Genomic DNA, 17,821 nt, shown 5'->3' with positions numbered 1-17,821 from the left:
TCACCGTCTCACCCTTGAGTAGAGGAACCATGCAATGACCGTCTTTTCGTCCCGCGCTTTCGACAAACACGAACAGGTGGTGTTCTGTAACGACCCCGACACCGGCCTGCGGGCGATCATTGCGGTGCATTCCACAGCGCTTGGCCCGGCGGTCGGCGGCTGCCGGTTCTGGGACTATCTGAGCGCCCACGCCCACGCGCCCGCCGACGTGGCCGAGGCGCGCGCCGACGAAGACGCGATCTTCGACGTGCTGCGCCTGTCGCGCGGCATGAGCTACAAGAACGCCATGGCCGGCCTGCGCCTCGGCGGCGGCAAGGCGGTGATCATGGGCGACCCCGCGCACCTGGCCAGCCCGGCGCTGTTCCACGCCTTCGGCCGCCACATCCAGCGCCTGTCGGGCACCTATCTGACCGCCGAGGATGTCGGCACCTCGCCCGCCTTCATGACCGAGATCGCCAAGACCACCGACTATGTCACCGGCCTTGAGGACGGCGAGTTCGCCACCGGCGACCCCTCGCCCCAGACCGCCATCGGCGTCTTCCACGGCATCAAGGCGGCGGTCGGCTACAAGCTCGGCCGCTCGGACCTGGCCGGGGTGCGGGTGGCGATCCAGGGCGTCGGCCATGTGGGCGGCGGCGTCGCACGCCACCTGCACGAAGCCGGCGCCACGCTGATCGTCGCCGACGTCAACCAACGCAATATCGGGCGCCTGACCGCCGACGTGCCGGCCGACGTGGTCAGCCCGCAGGCGATCCATACGGTGGACGCCGAGGTGTTCGCGCCCTGCGCGCTCGGCGGCGGCATCAACGATCGGACGATCCCGCAGATCAAGGCCCAGGTGATCGCCGGGGCGGCCAACAACCAGTTGGAGAACGAGCGCGTCCATGGCGAGGCGCTGCGCCGGCGCGGCATCCTCTACGCGCCCGACTATGTGATCAACGCCGGCGGCATCATCTCGGTGGAGACCGAGGCGCTCAAGGAACCGCTCGACGAGGCGGCGCGCCACGCCAAGGTGACCAACATCGCCAACACCCTGCGCGAGGTGTTCCAGAAGGCCGACGCCGAGGACCGCCCCACCGGCCTGGTCGCCAACGAAATCGCCGAACGGCGCATCGCCGACGCCCGCCAGTCGCGCGTCGAAGCCGCCGAATAGGCCGACGCGAGCGGTCAACGGCGCCGAAGCCCGACCTCAAAAGGTCCGCGGCTTCGGCTCAAGCCCCTCGACGCGGGCCGGCGGGCGGGCCACAGTGGCGGCCATGAACGCCTTCTATGAGCGCCACATCCTGCCCCATCTGGTCGACCATGCCTGCGGCGTCGGCGCCATTCGCTGGCTGCGGCGCGGGCTGGTGCCCGAAGCGCAGGGCCTGGTGGTCGAGATCGGCTTCGGCACCGGGCGCAACCTGGCCTATTACACCCCCAACCGGGTCGAGCGCCTGATCGGCATCGACCCTGAGCCGGGCGTGCTGGCCAAGGCGCGCCCGCGTCTGGAGGCGACGCCGCTGGCGGTGGAGATCCGGCCGTTATCGGCCGAGCGGCTGCCCCTGGAAAGCGGCACCGTCGACACCGTGGTCTGCACCTTTTCGCTGTGCACGATCGCCGACCCGCACGCCGCCCTCGACGAGATGCGCCGGGTGCTCAAACCCCACGGCCGGCTGTTGTTCGCCGAGCATGGGGCGAGCCCCGACGCCCATGTGCGCCGTTGGCAGGAGCGCCTGAACCGGCCGTGGCGCGCGCTCGCCGGCGGCTGCAATCTCAACCGCCCCATCGACCGCTTGCTGGTCGACGGCGGGTTCGCGCTCGACCGGCTCGACACCGGCTATATGCGCAAGACACCGCGGGTCGTCGGCCATTACTTCACCGGCGTCGCCCGACCGCGCTGAGCCCGGCCCCCGGTTCTGGCCCCAGGTCAGCCCCCAGGTCAGCCCCCGGGGTCCGGACAGCCGATCAGGCGTCGACGGCGGCCTGGCCCAGGAAGGCCGCCAGGATCTCCTCGCACGCCTTGGCCGCCGGCAGCCGGCCCTCGGCAACCCGGGCTTCGACCGCCGTCACCGTCTCGCGCACGCCGCCATGACGCTTGAGCGCGGCCAGCAACCGGCCCTCGACCATCCGCCACAGCCAGATGCGCCGTTGCTCGCGGCGCCGCCGGTCGCGCTCGCCCGACGCGGTCATCACCTGCCGGTGGCGCTCGACCTCGTCCCACAAAGCGGCGAGGCCGTCGCCGCTGAGGCCGGCGCAGGTCACCACCGGCGGCGACCAGTTGGCGGATTCGGGCGTCAGGATATGCAGGGCCGAGCGATAGTCGCGCGCCGCGCGCTCGGCCGCCCGGGCGTCCATGTCGGCCTTGTTGACCGCGATCATGTCGGCCAGTTCCAGAATGCCCTTCTTGATGCCCTGCAATTCGTCGCCGGCGCCGGGCAGCATCAAGACCAGGAAGAAGTCGACCATGTCGGCGACCTCGGTTTCCGACTGGCCGGTGCCCACGGTCTCGACGATCACCACGTCATAGCCCGCCGCCTCGCAGAGCAGCAGCGTCTCGCGGCTGGCGCGCGCCACGCCGCCGAGCACGCCGGCGGCCGGCGACGGGCGGATGAAGGCGTTGGGGTCGGTGGCCAGCGTCGCCATGCGGGTCTTGTCGCCGAGGATGGCGCCGCCCGACCGGCCCGACGACGGGTCGACCGCCAGCACCGCCACCTTGTGACCGCGCCCGGTGAGATGACCGCCCAGGCTTTCGATGAAGGTGCTCTTGCCGACGCCCGGCACGCCCGAAATGCCCAGGCGCTGGGCGCCGCCGGTGTCGGGCAACAGCCGTTCGAGCAACGCCTGCGCCTGCTCGAAATGGGCCGGTTTGGTGCTTTCCACCAAGGTGATGGCGCGCGCGAGCATGGCGCGGTCGCCGGCGCGGATGCCGGCGTCGAGATCGTCGAGGCTGGGTCGGGCTACGGCCATTGTGGGGGCGGGCTCCGTCTGGGACGCAATCGCGCCAAGGCCTAGCCCATTCCGCGCCCCCAGACCAGACCTCCACCCCGACCCGGCCGCAACCCTGGTGAGGCCCGCACCCGCCCCTGGCCCCGGCGCGGCTCCACCGGGGGCAAGGCTCAGGCCAGGGCGAACCGAGCCCCCGGGGTCTGGCGATCGCCGGGCTTACTGGCGCTTCCAATAATGGTCGGCATAGGCGGTCTTGCGCCGCAGGTCGTCGGCGAACTTGCGCTTCAACGCCTTGTTCGAGAACAGATAGAGGTGGCCGCCGGCGACCAGGAAGTCTTCCGCGTCGGTGCGCATCAGCGTGTCCTGCGCCATCATGAAGGCGTCGAAACCGCCATAGCGCGGCATGTATTTTTCCGGATTCTGCTCGAACAACCGGCGATGCTCGGCGGAGCTGAAATGCCAGTCGACGCCGTTCCAGGTCAGCGCATGGTCCTTGGAGCCCTCACGCGCAACGCCGTGGGTGAAATAGGCCACTGGATCGTAACCGTCGAGCGCCACACCGTCGGGCGCATAGACCCGATCCTGCGCCGACGCCGCCGCGCCAAGCGCGAACCCCAGCGTCAGCGTCAGCGCCGCCAGCATCGTGGCAATCCGAAAACCGTTGCTGTTGACCATGGGTCTGTCTCCTTTCTTGTCATTGTTCCCACTGACTGCCGTGTGGTTGGCCACCTGCCCAGCGCCACCCGGGGCGCAAGAGCAACCGCCAACGCCGGCCCTCGACGGACAGCCTATCATGACAGATATGTTACAGTAAAATGACGCTATTCGCGGTCACTGTCATATTTCGCGAAGCAGCCCGCAGCCCGTTGACGCCAATTGCTTTTTGGTCATCTCGTTGACTTACAATATTTTTCGGATGTCTTTCGCGATCGTGACCGACTCGGCGCCTCGGTCCGGTGCGATCCAGACGCATTCTGGGCTGTAACATTGTCGATGCAGGAGCGCCGCCGCCTGGCGGTCGGATCCCCCGTGGCGGCAACCGCCACTGGGCGGGGCGGCCGCCACGGGGGGCCTGCAAACGCCTTGCGCTTGGCCATGGGGACGCCTAATCCTGGGCGGCGTTCAGATCCTCGCCTGGCAACTCAAAAGGCAGTCCCCGAAAAGCACTCCCCGAAAGGCAATCCATGACCGACGGCAGCCGCCCGCAATCGCCCGACGCCACCGCCAGCCAAACCGACGGCGTGCGCCTGGAACGCACCGGCGCGCTGGGTCGGATCGTGCTCGACCGGCCCAAGGCGCTCAATGCGCTGACCGAGAGCATGTGCCGAGCGGTCGAAGCGCAACTGGCCGCCTGGGCTGAGGATGACGCCATCTCGGCGGTGCTGATCACCGGCGCCGGCGAGCGGGCGTTCTGCGCCGGCGGCGACGTGGTGCGGGTGGCCAAGAGTGCCGCCGCCCGGACCGACGACGACTGGTGGCGCTTCTTCCATGCCGAATACCGGATGAACCATGCCATCGCGCAATTCCCCAAGCCGTTCATCGCCTGGCTCGACGGCATCACCATGGGCGGCGGGTTCGGCATCTCGGTGCATGGGCGCTATCGGATCGCCACACCGAAGACCCTGTTCGCCATGCCCGAAACCGGTCTCGGGCTGATCCCCGACGTGGGCAGCGGACGGGTGCTGCCGCGCATGCCGGGTAAGCTCGGCCTGTTCCTCGGCCTGACCGGCTATCGCTGCGGACCCGCCGACAGTCTCTATTGCGGCTACGCCACCCACCATCTGCCGAGCGCCGCCCTGCCCGCGCTGATCGAGGCGCTGTCCGCCGGCGCCGGCGACCCGGACACGATCCTGGCCGCCCACGCCAGCGACCCCGGCCCGGCGCCCTTGGCCGATCACCGGCCGGCCATCGACCGGCTGTTCAACCACACCTCGGTGGCCGAGATCCTGGCCGCGCTCGACGCCGACGGCAGCGATTGGGCGCGCGACCAAGCCGCGCATCTGCGGACCATGTCGCCGCTGGCCCTGGCGGTGACGTTCGAGCATCAGCGCCGCGGCGCCAGCCTGGAGACGCTGGCCGAGGTGCTGGCGATGGAGTTTCGCGTCGCATGCAACATGGTGGCCGGCGAACCCGATTTCCGCGAAGGCGTGCGCGCGCTGTTGATCGACAAGGACAAAAATCCGCGCTGGCGCCCCGATCGCCTGGACGCCGTCACGCCCGAACAGGTCGCCGCGGTGTTCGGCCCGGCCGCCCCGGGCGACCTGTCGCTCGACTGATCGAGCGATCACAACGAGCGGCCGAATAAGCGGCCGCCGCCAACGATCCATTTGGGGGAAGACAAGGCCATGACCACCATCGCATTCATCGGGCTCGGTCGCATGGGGCTGCCCATGGCACGCAATCTGATCAAGGCCGGGCACCGGGTGCGCGGGCTTGATCTGTCGGCCGATGCGCTGGCCCGGTTCGAGGCCGCCGGCGGCCAGCCCGTGCGGGACCTGGCCGAGGCGGTGCGCGACGCCGAGGCGGTCGTCACCATGTTGCCACAGGGATCTCATGTGCGCGCCGTCTATCTGGGCGCGGACGACGGTGACGGTGTCATCCACCACGCCGCCGAGCGGACCCAGTTCATCGATTGTTCGACCATCGACGTGGAAACCGCTGCCGACGTGGCCGCCCAGACCACGGCCCGGGGCTTCGATTTCGTCGATGCGCCGGTGTCGGGCGGCGTCGGCGGTGCCGAGGCCGGCACGCTCACCTTCATGGTCGGCGGCACCGACCTGGCATTCTCCCGCGCCAAGCCGCTGTTGGAGAGCATGGGTCGCAACGTGGTCCACGCCGGCGCCGCGGGCACCGGCCAGGCGGCCAAGATGTGCAACAATATGCTGCTGGCGATCTCGATGATCGGCACGGCCGAGGCATTCGCGCTCGCCGACAAGCTCGGCCTCGACCGCCAGCGCCTGTTCGACATCGCCTCGACCGCCTCGGGCCAGTGCTGGTCGCTGACCAGCTACTGCCCGGTGCCCGGGCCAGTGCCGGCAAGCCCCGCCAACCGCGACTATGCGCCCGGCTTCGCCATCGACCTGATGAGCAAGGACCTGCATCTGGCCCTCGATGCCGCCGATCGGACCGGCGCCGAAACGCCGCTGGGGTCGGCGGCGCGCGGGCTTTACGATCAGATGCGCGACGAGGGTCATGGCGGACTGGACTTCTCGGCGATCTTCAAAAAGCTCAGCAAGGACTTGTAGTCCGGCCCCGCCCTACTTCCCAGACGCGATATCTTCGGCGACGTTTTCCGATTGCCTTAAAAGACTATTAGAGAAAACGACCTAATTTGCGACCGAACGGGCCCGCCAAGAACGATGCTGGAGCGAGACGATGACCAAACCTCAGGCGCCCTCGGCCAATCTCGTCGGGGAGGAGTTGCCGGAAGACCGCAGCAAGGTGCTGTTCCTCGACTGCCTGCTGCTGGTCGAACGGTTGCACCGCCGGATGCTCGACGTGATCAAGGAGACGCTCGACCGTGAGGGGCTGTCCGAGCTCAACGCCGTCCAGGCGCTGCTGATCTATAACATCGGCGACAGCGAAACGACCGCCGGCGAGCTCAAGACCCGCGGCTATTATCTGGGCTCGAACGTCTCCTACAACCTCAAAAAGCTGGTCGAACTGGGCTATCTGTCGCACGAGCGGGCCGAACACGACCGCCGCGCCGTGCGCATCTCGGTGACCGACCAGGGCAAACAGGTGTGCCGGGTGATCGACACGCTGTATGAGCAGGACCTTGAGGAATTGCTCAGCGACCAGTTGATCTCGGTGGAGGATCTGCGCGGGCTGCGCCGCAACCTGCGCAATATCGAACGCTATTGGTCGGACAAGCTGCGGTTCTCGCTGTGACCGCCGGGTCGGAGTCGATCCGGTTTCCCGCCGATCACGTATTTGAGCTCGATCAAAGCGGGCCGCACCGGCGCTTCTAGACTGCGCCAATGTGCCCCTTAGCGGGTGGGATGGACCGGCGCGCCCCGTCGCTCTATATCAGCGGGGTGTAAGTGGAGCGTCAAACATGGCGATGGATTACGACAAGGTCTTCAACGACGCGATCAAGGCCCTTCAGGATGAGGGCCGGTACCGCCAGTTCGCCGACATCAAGCGGCGCCGGGGCAATTTCCCCATGGCGACGCATTATGACGGCCGAACGGCAGGCGGCGAGCGTGCTGCCGACAATCGTACCGTCGCCGTCTGGTGCTCAAACGACTATCTGGGCATGGGCGAACACTCGAAGGTGCTGGCCGCCATGCACGAAGCGCTCGACGAATGCGGTGCCGGCGCCGGCGGCACCCGCAACATCGCCGGCACCAACCACTATCATGTGCTGTTGGAACGCGAGCTGGCGGATCTGCACGGCAAGGAAGCCGCTCTCATTTTCACCTCGGGCTACATTTCCAACGAGGCGACGCTGTCGACGCTGGCGTCTGTGATGCCCGGCTGCATCGTCTTTTCCGACGAGTTGAACCACGCCTCGATGATCCAGGGCATCCGTCACAGCCGGGCGGAAAAGCGCATCTTCCGCCACAATGACACGGCGCACCTGGAAGCCCTGCTGGCCGATGCACCCGCCGACGCGCCCAAGATCATCGCCTTCGAATCGGTCTATTCCATGGACGGCGACATCGCGCCGATCGCCGAGATCTGCGATCTGGCCGACGCCTATGGCGCGATCACCTATCTGGACGAAGTTCACGCCGTGGGGCTTTACGGCCCGCGCGGCGGCGGTATCGCCGACCGCGACGGGCTGATGCACCGGCTCGACGTGATCGAGGGCACGCTTGGCAAGGCGTTCGGCATCATGGGCGGCTACATCACCGCGTCGACCAATCTGGTGGACGTGATCCGCAGCTATGCGTCGAGCTTCATCTTCACCACCGCGCTGGCCCCGGCGCTTGCCGCCGGCGCGCTGGCCTCGATCCGTCACCTGAAGGAAAGCGGCGTCGAGCGAGACCAGCACCAGGAACGCGCCGCGACGCTGAAACAGCGCCTGCGCGACGAAGGCTTTCCGGTCATGGATTCCGAAAGCCACATCGTGCCGCTGCTGGTGGGCGATCCGGTGAAGTGCAAACGGCTGACCGACCTTCTGCTGCACGAACACCGCATCTACGTGCAGCCGATCAACTATCCCACCGTGCCCAAGGGCACCGAGCGGTTGCGCCTGACCCCGGGGCCGTGCCACAGCGACGCCATGATCGACCATCTGATCGGCGCCTTGAAGCAGGCGTGGCACGAGCTGGGGCTGCAACGTCGCGCCGCTTGAACCCCGCCGCCCGGCGCACCGGTAACGCCGCTGCCCCGCCCGACAACGGCCGCCACGCCGTCGCGGGATCGGTCAAGCGACGGGTGCGCCCTTGGCGACGCTCCGTCTTTGCCGCCAGCTTCCCTGGCGGCGTTAAGGTCGATCAGCCGTGTTTCAAGGCTTGCCCGGCCCACCCGGCCGGGTCATCTTGCGGGTGAAAGGGGTGGTGTCGCGGCGCGGCGCCCGGTAACCCAGGGCTCGGCGGTCGGCGGTCATGAGCCTGGAAGTGAACCCGGCATGGGCAAGAACCAGCAAGGCTACATCATTGAATTCGTGCAGATGGGCACGGCGGTAAAGGTCTCGGCGATCGACCCGGTGACCAATATCGAGGTCTCCACTGTGGGCTCGGTGCACCATTCCGAACGCCACATGACCAACGTGGCGGTGCGCAAGCTGGAATACCGGATCGCCAAGGAACGCGAAGCGGGGCGGCTCAAGCCTCGCTCCTGAGCCAGCCGGCGCGGGCATCGTTTCGGGGCCATATCATCTACGTCCGGCCCGACGGCTCCCGCCCGGCTCGGCGGCCCGGCACGTGATCGACCCCGCCTCCGCTTGGCGACGCTCGCCGACCGAAAGCGCCGCGAACGCGTGCGGTGCAGCCACAAGCGCCAACCACCCCACGCCGATAGCCCGGTCGCCAAGCCCCCCAGGTTAGGCGGGACGACACGGCTTACCGGTGCCAGGGCGTTGCGCTATGGGGCCCGCGCGGGCGTCCCGTCCAGACGGGGCCAAGCGCCGGGAGATCGGGTGCCGGTGGCTCAGGCGGTGTCGCGCTTGGACTTGCCGCGCCCGCCGCGACCCAGGCCGATTTCCTTGGCGAACTCGCTGCGTTTGGCGGCGTAGCTCGGCGCGACCATCGGGTAGTCGGGCGGCAGGTTCCACTTGGCGCGATACTCTTCCGGCGACATATTGTAGCGTGACCGCAAGTAACGCTTGAGCATCTTGAGCTTTTTGCCGTCTTCGAGACAGATCAGATAGTCGTTGGTGATCGACTTCTTGATCGGCACCGCCGGCTTGGGCGCTTCTTCCTCGACCGTCGCCTGCCCTGCCGCCAGCTTGGACAGCATGTCGTGCGTACTTTGAATGATGGCAGGCAGTTCGCTCGGCGGCAACGGATTGTTGCTCACATACGCGGTGACGATATCAGTTGCGTATTGAAGCGTGTTTTCACTGGCAAGCGACGTTTTCTTACTGTCTGTCATGGCACCCACGTTCATCGGACGGCGAACAATCTTGACTGAAGTATATGCGCATCGTGTCTGTTTTCAAGCTAAAATCATCAGCTAGTTGGTCGCGACGATCACTAGGGTAATTCATCGGATCTACACGGGGTCTGGACAAATTTTTTAAGGTTTCCGGCTTTGTTTTCGTTCCCATAACCCAGTTTCGCCGCGCTCGACGCGGTCGGGCAACGCGGTTTGGCCTTTTGGCGAAAGCTGTGCTACCTCTATGCACCACCGGGGCGACGCGGGGCCGCAACGATTGAGCGCTTGCGGTCGCGGCCGTGCGCTGACGCAACCACTTCATCTGTGTTTGCCGCCGGCCGGCACGCCGGGTCGATCGCATCGAATGGATCGTCCGCTGCGGGCCATGAAACGCGAAGGACCAGAAGGACATTTTCGTCGATGACCAAGCCATCGATCGCCATGGCCGCCGATCATGCGGGCGTGACTTTGAAGAACATGCTGGCCGACCATCTGCGCCATGCCGGCTATCCGGTCGAAGACCTGGGCACCCATGACGGCGAGTCGGTGGACTATCCCGACTACGGCCGGGCGCTGGCCGACCATGTGGCCACCGGCAAGGCGCAGTTCGGCGTTGCCGTTTGCGGGTCGGGCATCGGTATTTCGATCGCCGCCAACCGCAACCCGGCGGTGCGGGCGGCTCTGGTGTCGACCGCCGAAGCGGCCGAACTGGCCCGCCAGCACAACGACGCCAACATCCTCGCCCTGGGCGCCCGCCTGATCGACTCCGAGACGGCGCGGGCCTGCCTGGACCGCTTCCTGGCCACCGCCTTCGAAGGCGGTCGCCACGCCCGCCGGGTGGACAAGCTGACCGGCACCCCCTGATCCAGACCGGCGCGGGCCAGCCCGCGCCGACCGGCCGCGCCGGATCACCCCCGCGGCCGCCCCGATAGACCCAACGCAGGAGACACGTATGAGCCTCGCCGAGAGCAACACCCCCGACCCTCAGGCCAGCGGCTTCTTCACCAAGGGCCTGGCCGACGCGGACCCGGCCGTGAAGGATGCCCTCGACAAGGAATTGACGCGTCAACAGACGCAGATCGAACTGATCGCCTCGGAAAACATCGTCAGCCGCGCGGTTCTGGAAGCCCAGGGCTCGGTGCTGACCAACAAATATGCCGAGGGCTATCCCGGCAAGCGCTATTATCAGGGCTGCCAGTTCGTCGACATCGCCGAACAACTGGCCCAGGACCGCGCCTGCCAGCTGTTCGGCTGCGCCCATGCCAACGTCCAGCCCCATTCGGGCGCCCAGGCCAATGGCGCGGTGACGCTGGCGCTGCTGCAACCGGGCGACACCATCCTCGGCATGTCGCTCGACGCCGGTGGCCACCTGACCCACGGCGCGGCCCCCAATATCTCGGGTAAATGGTTCAATGCCGTGCAATACGGCGTGCGCAAAGATGACGGCCTGATCGATTATGACCAGGTCGAGGCCCTGGCGCGCGAACACAAGCCCAAGCTGATCATCGCCGGCGGCAGTGCCTATGCCCGGACCTGGGACTTCGCCCGGTTTCGCAAGCTGGCCGACGAGGTCGGCGCCTGGTTCATGGTCGACATGGCACACTTCGCCGGCCTGGTCGCCGGCGGCCAGCATCCGAGCCCGTTCCCGCACGCCCATGTGGCCACCACCACCACCCACAAGACCCTGCGCGGTCCGCGCGGCGGCATGATCCTGACCGACGACGCCAAGCTGGCCAAGAAGATCAACTCGGCGGTGTTCCCGGGCAATCAGGGCGGCCCCTTGATGCACGCCATCGCCGGCAAGGCGGTGGCGTTCGGCGAGGCCCTGCAACCCGAGTTCAAGACCTATGCCAAGGCGGTGGTCGAGAACGCCCGCGCGTTGGCCGGGCGGCTGAAGGAAAACGGCTTCGATGTGGTCACCGGCGGCACCGACAACCATATCGTGCTGGTCGACCTGCGGCCCAAGGGCATCACCGGCAAGGCCGCCGACGAGGCGCTGGAACGCGCGCACATCACCTGCAACAAGAACGGCGTGCCGTTCGACCCGGAAAAGCCGTTCATCACCTCCGGCATCCGGCTCGGCACCCCGGCGGGCACCACGCGCGGCTTCGGCATCGCCGAATTCCGCGACATCGCCGACCTGATCACCGAGGCGCTCGACGGTCTGCGCGACAATCCGGAAGACAATGCCGCGGCCGAAGCCAGCGTCCGCGCCAAGGTGGAAAGCTTGTGCAAGCGCTTCCCGATCTACCCCGACCTCGCCTAAACAGGGCTGGACGTGGGTGACCGCCAGGGCGTACCCCCTATATATGGGGGTGCGCCCTGGTGTCGTTTCGGGACCGGCCTGCGTGCGAGCGCCCGCGCGCGTGGTGCGCCATCCCCGCCCTGGACCCGCCCCCTGGAGAGGTTTCCGATGCGCTGCCCGTTCTGTCAGCACGACGACACGCAAGTGAAGGATTCGCGGCCCACCGACGACCGGGCGGCGGTGCGACGGCGGCGCTATTGTCCCGAATGCGGCGGCCGGTTCACCACCTTCGAGCGCGTGCAACTGCGGGAACTCTATGTGGTCAAGCGCAACGGCCGGCGGGTGCCGTTCGACCGCGACAAATTGCAACGCTCCATCGACATCGCGCTGCGCAAGCGGCCGGTCGACCCGGATCTGGTCGAACGCGCGCTGAACAAACTGGTCCGGCGACTCGAATCCATGGGCGAAAGCGATATCCCGTCCGAGACCATCGGCGAACAGATCATGCAGGCGCTCGCCGGCCTCGATCAGGTGGCCTATGTGCGCTACGCCTCGGTCTATCGCAATTTCCGCCAGGTCGACGATTTCGAAAAGTTCCTCGACACCATGGCCGGCGGCGACGACCGGGCGGACGACGCGTGAACGCCGACGCCGACCCGCCGACGTTCGTCCCCGCCCGCCCCGACGACAGCCGCCACATGGCCCACGCCCTGGCGCTGGCCCGGCGCGGGCTGGGTCGCACCGCGCCCAACCCGGCGGTCGGCTGCGTGCTGATCCGCGACGGCGCGGTGGTCGGCCGCGGCTGGACCCGGCCCGGCGGCCGACCGCACGCCGAACGCATAGCACTCGACCAGGCCGGCAGCGCCGCCCGCGGCGCCACCGCCTATGTGACGCTGGAACCCTGCGCCCACCATGGCCGCACCCCACCCTGCGCCGACGCGCTGGTCGCCGCCGGCATCGCGCGCGCGGTGGTCGCCATTGAAGACCCCGACCCGCGCACCGCCGGGCGCGGCCTGGCGCGGCTCGCCGCCGCCGGGGTGGCACTGACGCTGGGCGTGGGCGCTCAGGCGGCGCGCGCGGTCGGCGCCGGCTTTTTGACCCGGGTGACCTGCGGGCGGCCCCTGGTGACGCTCAAGCTGGCGACCAGCCTCGACGGGCGGATCGCGCTGGCGAACGGTCAAAGCCAATGGATCACCGGGCCCCAGGCGCGCCGGCGCGGCCATCTGCTGCGCGCTCAACACGACGCGATCCTGGTCGGCTCGGGCACCGCCCTCGCCGACGACCCCGCCCTCACCGTGCGCCTGGCCGGCCTCGAAGACCGCGCGCCGGTGCGCGTGCTGCTCGACCGGCGCGGCCGGTTCCCCGGCCCCTTGGGCGCCGGTGCGCGGCTGTTCGACGGCACCGCGCCGACGCTGGTCGTCACCGAGTCGGACCGGCCGGCGCTGCCAAAGGGCGTGGCGCGGCTCGACGTCTGCGACCCCGGCGATCTGCACGATGTCTTGCGCCAACTGGCGGCACGGGGCATCACACGGCTGTTGGTCGAAGGCGGCGGCACCATCCACGCCGGCTTCGCCCGCGCCGGCCTGGTCGACCGCATCGTCTGGTTCCGCGCTGCGGGACTGATCGGCGGCGACGGCCTGGCCGGCATTGCCGCGCTCGGCCTCGACGCCCTGGCGGATATGCCGCGTTTCGCGTGCATTGAGCGCCTGGACCTGGGCGGCGATACCCTGGAAACTTATGTAAAAGCGGAGGCTTGAGACCCCATGTTTACCGGCATCGTCACCGACGTGGGCCGCGTCCGGTCGGTCGAGCGGCGCGGCGACACGCGCCTTGTGATCGAAACCCGCTTCGACACCGACCACCTGGAGGTCGGCGCCTCGGTGGCCTGTTCGGGGGTCTGCCTGACCGTCGTGGACAAGGGCGCGGGCTGGTTCGCCGTCGACGCCTCGGCCGAAACCCTGGGCGCGACCGCGCTCGGACACTGGGACGCGGGCCAGGCGGTCAATCTGGAACGCGCGCTCAAAGTGGGCGACGAACTGGGCGGTCACATCGTCACCGGCCATGTGGACGGCGTCGGCGAGGTGGTCGGCCGCGCGCCCGAAGGTGATTCGGTGCGCCTCACCGCCCTGGCCCCGAAGACGCTGGCGCCCTATATTGCGCGCAAGGGGTCGATCACCTGGGACGGCGTGTCGCTGACCGTCAACGAGGTGGAAGACACCGGCGACGGCTGCCGCTTCGGGGTCAATATCGTGCCCCACACCCAGGCCGAGACGACGCTGGGCGGCACCCGGGTCGGCGACCCGATCAATCTGGAAATCGACATTCTGGCCCGCTATGTGGCGCGCCTGAAGGACCTTAACGCATGACTGCCACCCTGACCCCGAGCCGCCCGGCGCAAGACGGCCGCCCCAGCCAGCTGTCGCCGATCGAAGACGTGATCGACGACGCGCGCAACGGCCGCATGTTCATCCTGGTCGACGACGAGGACCGCGAGAACGAGGGCGATCTGGTGATCCCGGCCCAGATGGCCACGCCCGAGGCGATCAACTTCATGGCCAAGTACGGCCGCGGCCTGGTGTGCCTGAGCCTGACCCGCGACCGGGTCGAGGAGTTGGGCCTGGAACTGATGAGCCGCAACAACCGGGCCCGCCACCAGACCGCCTTCACCGTGTCGATCGAGGCGCGCGACGGCATCTCCACCGGCATTTCGGCGGGCGACCGGGCGCGCACCATCGCGGTCGCCATCGACGGCGCCAAGACCGCCGACGACGTGGTCTCGCCGGGCCATGTGTTCCCGCTGGTCGCCCGCGACGGCGGCGTGCTGGTGCGCGCCGGCCATACCGAGGGCTCGGTGGACATCGCGCGGCTTGCCGGGCTCAACCCGTCGGCGGCGATCTGCGAGGTGATGAAGGACGACGGCACCATGGCGCGCCTGCCCGACCTGTTGGCGTTCGCCGAGCAGCACGGCCTCAAGGTGGCGTCGATCCGGGACCTGATCGCCTATCGCCTGAAGCATGACAGCCTGGTCGAGTGCGTGGCCGAAACGCCGCTGACCTCGTGCTGGGGCGGCGACTGGACGGTCAAGGCCTATGTGAACACCGCCGAATATGCCGAGCATATGGCGCTGGTGAAGGGCGATATCTCGGGCGACGAACCGGTGCTGGTGCGCATGCACGCGGTCAACCTGTTCGACGACCTGCTGGGCGACGCCGCCGGCCGCCCCGGCCAACTGGCCAACGCCATGGACATGATCGGCGCCGAGGGCCGCGGCGTCGTCGTGGTGATCCGCGACGTTTCGCCCAAGCGGCTGACCGAGACCATCAAACGCCGCCAGGGCCAGGCCGCCGGCAGCGGCGAAGAGACCCTGCGCGACTATGGCATCGGCGCGCAGATCCTGCTCGACCTGGGGCTGAGCGAGTTGGTTTTGTTGTCCAACACCCAGCACAACATCGTCGGGCTTGAGGGGTATGGGCTGAATATCGTAGAACAACGGCCGATCCCGGTTTGTCAGGAATAGGTATGGCGCCCAACTCCCGCGTGATGATTGTCGAGGCTCGGTTCTATGACGAGCTGGCCGACGAACTGGTTGCCGGCGCCGAGGCGGTGCTGGCCGAAGCCAATGCCGAGGTGCGCCGCGTGACCGTGCCCGGCGCCTTCGAGATCCCGGGCGCCATCGCCATGGCCGAGACGATCTCGTCGGTGCACTATGACGGCTATGTGGCGCTCGGCTGCGTGATCCGGGGCGAGACCACCCACTATGATTATGTGTGCGGCGAGAGTGCCCGCGCGCTGCAAGACATGGCGGTGCGCGACCGTGTGGCCATCGGCTATGGCATTCTCACCGTAGAAAACCAGGAACAGGCGTGGGCGCGCGCCGACCGCAAACGCGGCAACAAGGGCGGCGACGCCGCGCGTGCCTGCCTGTCCATGATTGACCTGGCCCGGGAATTCGGGCGGAGCTGACCTTATGACCGATCCGGTAACGACCCCGCGCGGCCCTGCCCGAAAGGCCGTGAACCCTCGCAGTGCGGCCCGCTTGGCGGCCGTGCAGGCGCTTTATCAGCTGGACATGGACCCCACCGCCCGGGCGCGCCAGATCGTCACCGAGTTCAAGGCCCACCGGTTGGGCCGCGAGGTCGACGGCCAGGTCTATGCCCGCGCCGACGAGGACTTCTTCGGCGACCTGGTGGAAGGCGCCCATGAGCGGCGCGCGGAAATCGACGCCCATATTGCCCCGGCGCTCGACAAGCGCTGGCCGTTGCATCGGCTCGAACGGCTGATGGCCTGCATCCTGCGCGCCGCCACCTATGAACTGGCGATCCGCGCCGACGTGCCGCGCAAGGTGGTGATCAACGAATATCTCAACGTCGCCCACGCCTTTTACAGCGACAAGGAGCCCCGGTTCATCAACGGCGTGCTGGAAACCGTGGCCGATGCGGTGCGCGGCGGGGATGGATGAGTTCGCGCTGATCGCCGAGCTGTTCGCGCCGCTCACCGACCGTTGTGGCGCGCACTTGCTGGACGATGCCGCCGTGGTGCCGTCGTCGGCGCGCCATGACCGCGTCTACACCACCGACACCATGATCGCCAGCACCCACTTCCTGGCCGACCAGCCGGCCGACGAGGTGGCCGCCAAGCTGGCCCGCGTCAATCTGTCCGATCTGGCCGCCATGGGCGCCGAGCCCGAAGGCTATCTGCTGGCCATCGCCCTGCCCCGGTCGGTGGAAACGGACTGGCTGCGCGGCTTCGCCGCCGGCCTGGCCGCCGATCAGGACCGCTTCGGCTGGCGCTTGTGGGGCGGCGACACCACCAGCGGCGCCGCGCGCGCCGTGCTGACCCTGACCGCCATCGGCCGGGTGCCCCGGGGCCAGGCGCTGCGCCGCGGCGGTGCGCGCGCCGGCGACCATGTCTATGTCTCGGGCTGGATCGGCGACGGCCTGCTCGGCCTCGACGCCCTGCGCGCCGACCGCACCGCCGACACCGGCCCGGCGGCGCGCTATCGGCGCCCGGAACCGCGCCTGGCGCTGGGTCAAGCCCTGCGCGGCGTGGCGAGCGCCTGTGCCGACGTCTCCGACGGCCTGGTCGCCGACGCCGGCCACATCGCCCGCGCCAGCGGCGTAGCACTGGACCTGGACGCGGCGGCGGTGCCGCTGTCGCCGGCGGGCCGGGCGTCGGTCGCCGGCGACCCCGACCGTCTTAGGGCTTTGTTGACCGGCGGCGACGATTATGAATTGGTGTTCACCGCCCCGCCGGACGCGGCCGACGCCATCGCCCGGGCGGCGGCCGACGCGGAAACGCCGGTGACCCGCATCGGCCGTGCACATCCGGGCCGCCGGGGCCCGGCCGTCCGCGTGACCGACGCCCAAGGCCACACCCTGGTGATCGACCGGGCTGGCTACACTCACGGCTTGGGACCGGCGGTCCCGACACCGCCCGACGACGCGCGATCAACCCCAAGCCAGCAAACCAGGAGAGAGCGCCCATGAGCAACGAGGATACCGGCAAGAGCGGCCCGAGCCCGATTGTCTTCGCGCTGGTAGCCCTGTTGATCGGGCTCGGCGGCGGCGGCGCGGCGGTCTATTTTCTGATGCCGGCCAAGGCGCCCGAAACCGCCGCCGCGACCGACACCGCCGAGGACAAGGCGGCCGAGGTCGACGAGGCCAGCGACATTCTGCACGTCAATGTGCGGCGCTTCTCGGCGCCGCTGATCAGCCAGCGCGGCACCACGCTGGGCTATGTGTGGATCGACGTGGACTTCGTCGTCGACGGTCCGACCAACCAGTCGCTGTTGAGCGCGCGCCTGCCGCGGGTCAAGAACGCCATGCTCAAGGCGCTGCACAGCGCCCCCACCGCCTCGCCCGAACGCCCCGGCGCGCTCGACGTCAAGGGCGTCGAAGCCCGGATGCGTGCCGCCGCCAAGGCCGCCGCCGGCGACGGCGTCATCTACCAGATGTACATCACCAACGTCCAACGCGCGCCCACCTGACGGGCCCGGACCGCACCGGAGCGGGCGTCCTCTCCGGTCGGAAGGCCCGCGCCCCGATCGCGGCGCCGCGCAACCGCGTCATGCCCCCGGACCGCCGCGCCTTCGGCCGCCAAGGCGCG

20 protein-coding genes are annotated in these 17,821 nt (G+C 68.6%); 17 read left to right on the top strand and 3 right to left on the bottom strand.

Annotated features, from left to right (window positions below):
• The first annotated feature begins 34 nt into the window (after nt 1-34).
• Together EV659_RS00305 and EV659_RS00300 are read left to right on the top strand one after the other, a co-directional pair.
• Nucleotides 35-1,153 carry a Leu/Phe/Val dehydrogenase gene (locus tag EV659_RS00305; RefSeq protein ID WP_132706418.1) on the top strand — a complete coding sequence of 373 codons (1,119 nt, stop codon included), beginning with the start codon at nt 35-37 and terminating at the stop codon, nt 1,151-1,153.
• Between the two features lie 103 nt (nt 1,154-1,256).
• Nucleotides 1,257-1,880 (top strand): class I SAM-dependent methyltransferase, encoded by a 624-nt coding sequence (locus EV659_RS00300; protein ID WP_132706416.1) that lies wholly within the window; start codon nt 1,257-1,259, stop codon nt 1,878-1,880.
• Nucleotides 1,881-1,944: 64 nt separating this feature from the next.
• Here EV659_RS00300 and meaB read toward each other — a convergent pair whose 3' ends face one another.
• Together meaB and EV659_RS00290 are read right to left on the bottom strand one after the other, a co-directional pair.
• Complete coding sequence (gene meaB, locus EV659_RS00295; protein ID WP_132706414.1) at nt 1,945-2,946, bottom strand: methylmalonyl Co-A mutase-associated GTPase MeaB; 1,002 nt, start codon at nt 2,944-2,946, stop codon at nt 1,945-1,947.
• A gap of 195 nt (nt 2,947-3,141) precedes the next feature.
• Nucleotides 3,142-3,600 carry a YHS domain-containing (seleno)protein gene (locus EV659_RS00290; RefSeq protein WP_132706412.1) on the bottom strand — a complete coding sequence of 153 codons (459 nt, stop codon included), beginning with the start codon at nt 3,598-3,600 and terminating at the stop codon, nt 3,142-3,144.
• Between the two features lie 509 nt (nt 3,601-4,109).
• On the opposite strand from EV659_RS00290, the gene EV659_RS00285 reads away from it, so the two are divergent.
• From EV659_RS00285 to EV659_RS00265, 5 genes are all read left to right on the top strand, one after another.
• The gene (locus EV659_RS00285) at nt 4,110-5,201 is read left to right on the top strand and encodes an enoyl-CoA hydratase/isomerase family protein (protein ID WP_132706410.1); all 1,092 of its coding nucleotides are present in this window, start codon (nt 4,110-4,112) and stop codon (nt 5,199-5,201) included.
• A 69-nt stretch (nt 5,202-5,270) separates the two neighbouring features.
• A complete protein-coding gene (mmsB, locus tag EV659_RS00280) occupies nt 5,271-6,170 on the top strand; it encodes a 3-hydroxyisobutyrate dehydrogenase (RefSeq protein ID WP_132706409.1) in 900 nt (299 codons plus the stop codon).
• Nucleotides 6,171-6,300: 130 nt separating this feature from the next.
• Nucleotides 6,301-6,816, top strand: a complete 516-nt coding sequence (locus EV659_RS00275; RefSeq protein WP_132706407.1) for a MarR family winged helix-turn-helix transcriptional regulator — start codon at nt 6,301-6,303, stop codon at nt 6,814-6,816.
• A 172-nt stretch (nt 6,817-6,988) separates the two neighbouring features.
• Nucleotides 6,989-8,227: a 5-aminolevulinate synthase gene (gene hemA, locus EV659_RS00270; protein ID WP_132707131.1), complete on the top strand. Its 1,239-nt coding sequence runs from the start codon at nt 6,989-6,991 to the stop codon at nt 8,225-8,227.
• Between the two features lie 276 nt (nt 8,228-8,503).
• A complete protein-coding gene (locus EV659_RS00265) occupies nt 8,504-8,716 on the top strand; it encodes a DUF6898 family protein (RefSeq protein WP_132706405.1) in 213 nt (70 codons plus the stop codon).
• A gap of 308 nt (nt 8,717-9,024) precedes the next feature.
• Here EV659_RS00265 and EV659_RS00260 read toward each other — a convergent pair whose 3' ends face one another.
• The gene (locus EV659_RS00260) at nt 9,025-9,468 is read right to left on the bottom strand and encodes a Ros/MucR family transcriptional regulator (protein ID WP_132706404.1); all 444 of its coding nucleotides are present in this window, start codon (nt 9,466-9,468) and stop codon (nt 9,025-9,027) included.
• A 423-nt stretch (nt 9,469-9,891) separates the two neighbouring features.
• On the opposite strand from EV659_RS00260, the gene rpiB reads away from it, so the two are divergent.
• The 10 genes from rpiB (at nt 9,892) to EV659_RS00210 (ending at nt 17,702) form a co-directional block, all read left to right on the top strand.
• Complete coding sequence (gene rpiB / locus EV659_RS00255; RefSeq protein ID WP_132706402.1) at nt 9,892-10,335, top strand: ribose 5-phosphate isomerase B; 444 nt, start codon at nt 9,892-9,894, stop codon at nt 10,333-10,335.
• Between the two features lie 88 nt (nt 10,336-10,423).
• Nucleotides 10,424-11,737, top strand: coding sequence for a serine hydroxymethyltransferase (glyA, locus tag EV659_RS00250; protein ID WP_132706401.1), 1,314 nt, complete (start codon nt 10,424-10,426; stop codon nt 11,735-11,737).
• A gap of 147 nt (nt 11,738-11,884) precedes the next feature.
• Nucleotides 11,885-12,358: a transcriptional regulator NrdR gene (gene nrdR, locus EV659_RS00245; RefSeq protein ID WP_132706400.1), complete on the top strand. Its 474-nt coding sequence runs from the start codon at nt 11,885-11,887 to the stop codon at nt 12,356-12,358.
• Complete coding sequence (gene ribD / locus EV659_RS00240; RefSeq protein ID WP_200287352.1) at nt 12,355-13,473, top strand: bifunctional diaminohydroxyphosphoribosylaminopyrimidine deaminase/5-amino-6-(5-phosphoribosylamino)uracil reductase RibD; 1,119 nt, start codon at nt 12,355-12,357, stop codon at nt 13,471-13,473. Before nrdR ends, ribD begins: the two co-directional genes overlap by 4 nt.
• Nucleotides 13,474-13,479: 6 nt before the next feature.
• Nucleotides 13,480-14,082 carry a riboflavin synthase gene (locus tag EV659_RS00235; RefSeq protein WP_132706398.1) on the top strand — a complete coding sequence of 201 codons (603 nt, stop codon included), beginning with the start codon at nt 13,480-13,482 and terminating at the stop codon, nt 14,080-14,082.
• On the top strand, nt 14,079-15,233 hold the full coding sequence (gene ribB / locus EV659_RS00230) for a 3,4-dihydroxy-2-butanone-4-phosphate synthase (protein WP_132706397.1): 1,155 nt from the start codon (nt 14,079-14,081) through the stop codon (nt 15,231-15,233). The genes EV659_RS00235 and ribB overlap by 4 nt, the downstream gene beginning before the upstream one ends.
• A 2-nt stretch (nt 15,234-15,235) precedes the next feature.
• The gene (locus EV659_RS00225) at nt 15,236-15,679 is read left to right on the top strand and encodes a 6,7-dimethyl-8-ribityllumazine synthase (RefSeq protein ID WP_132706395.1); all 444 of its coding nucleotides are present in this window, start codon (nt 15,236-15,238) and stop codon (nt 15,677-15,679) included.
• A 4-nt stretch (nt 15,680-15,683) separates the two neighbouring features.
• Complete coding sequence (gene nusB / locus EV659_RS00220) at nt 15,684-16,175, top strand: transcription antitermination factor NusB (protein ID WP_132706394.1); 492 nt, start codon at nt 15,684-15,686, stop codon at nt 16,173-16,175.
• Nucleotides 16,168-17,202 carry a thiamine-phosphate kinase gene (thiL, locus tag EV659_RS00215; RefSeq protein WP_200287354.1) on the top strand — a complete coding sequence of 345 codons (1,035 nt, stop codon included), beginning with the start codon at nt 16,168-16,170 and terminating at the stop codon, nt 17,200-17,202. Before nusB ends, thiL begins: the two co-directional genes overlap by 8 nt.
• Nucleotides 17,199-17,702 carry a hypothetical protein gene (locus EV659_RS00210; RefSeq protein WP_132706390.1) on the top strand — a complete coding sequence of 168 codons (504 nt, stop codon included), beginning with the start codon at nt 17,199-17,201 and terminating at the stop codon, nt 17,700-17,702. Before thiL ends, EV659_RS00210 begins: the two co-directional genes overlap by 4 nt.
• The last annotated feature ends 119 nt before the right edge of the window (nt 17,703-17,821 follow it).

The sequence above is a fragment of the Rhodothalassium salexigens DSM 2132 genome, assembly GCF_004341375.1.
GTDB classification, from domain to species: Bacteria; Pseudomonadota; Alphaproteobacteria; order Sphingomonadales; family Rhodothalassiaceae; genus Rhodothalassium; species Rhodothalassium salexigens.
The sequence above is the reverse complement of the archived record's forward strand: the minus strand, read 5'-3'. Positions and strand labels throughout refer to the sequence as shown.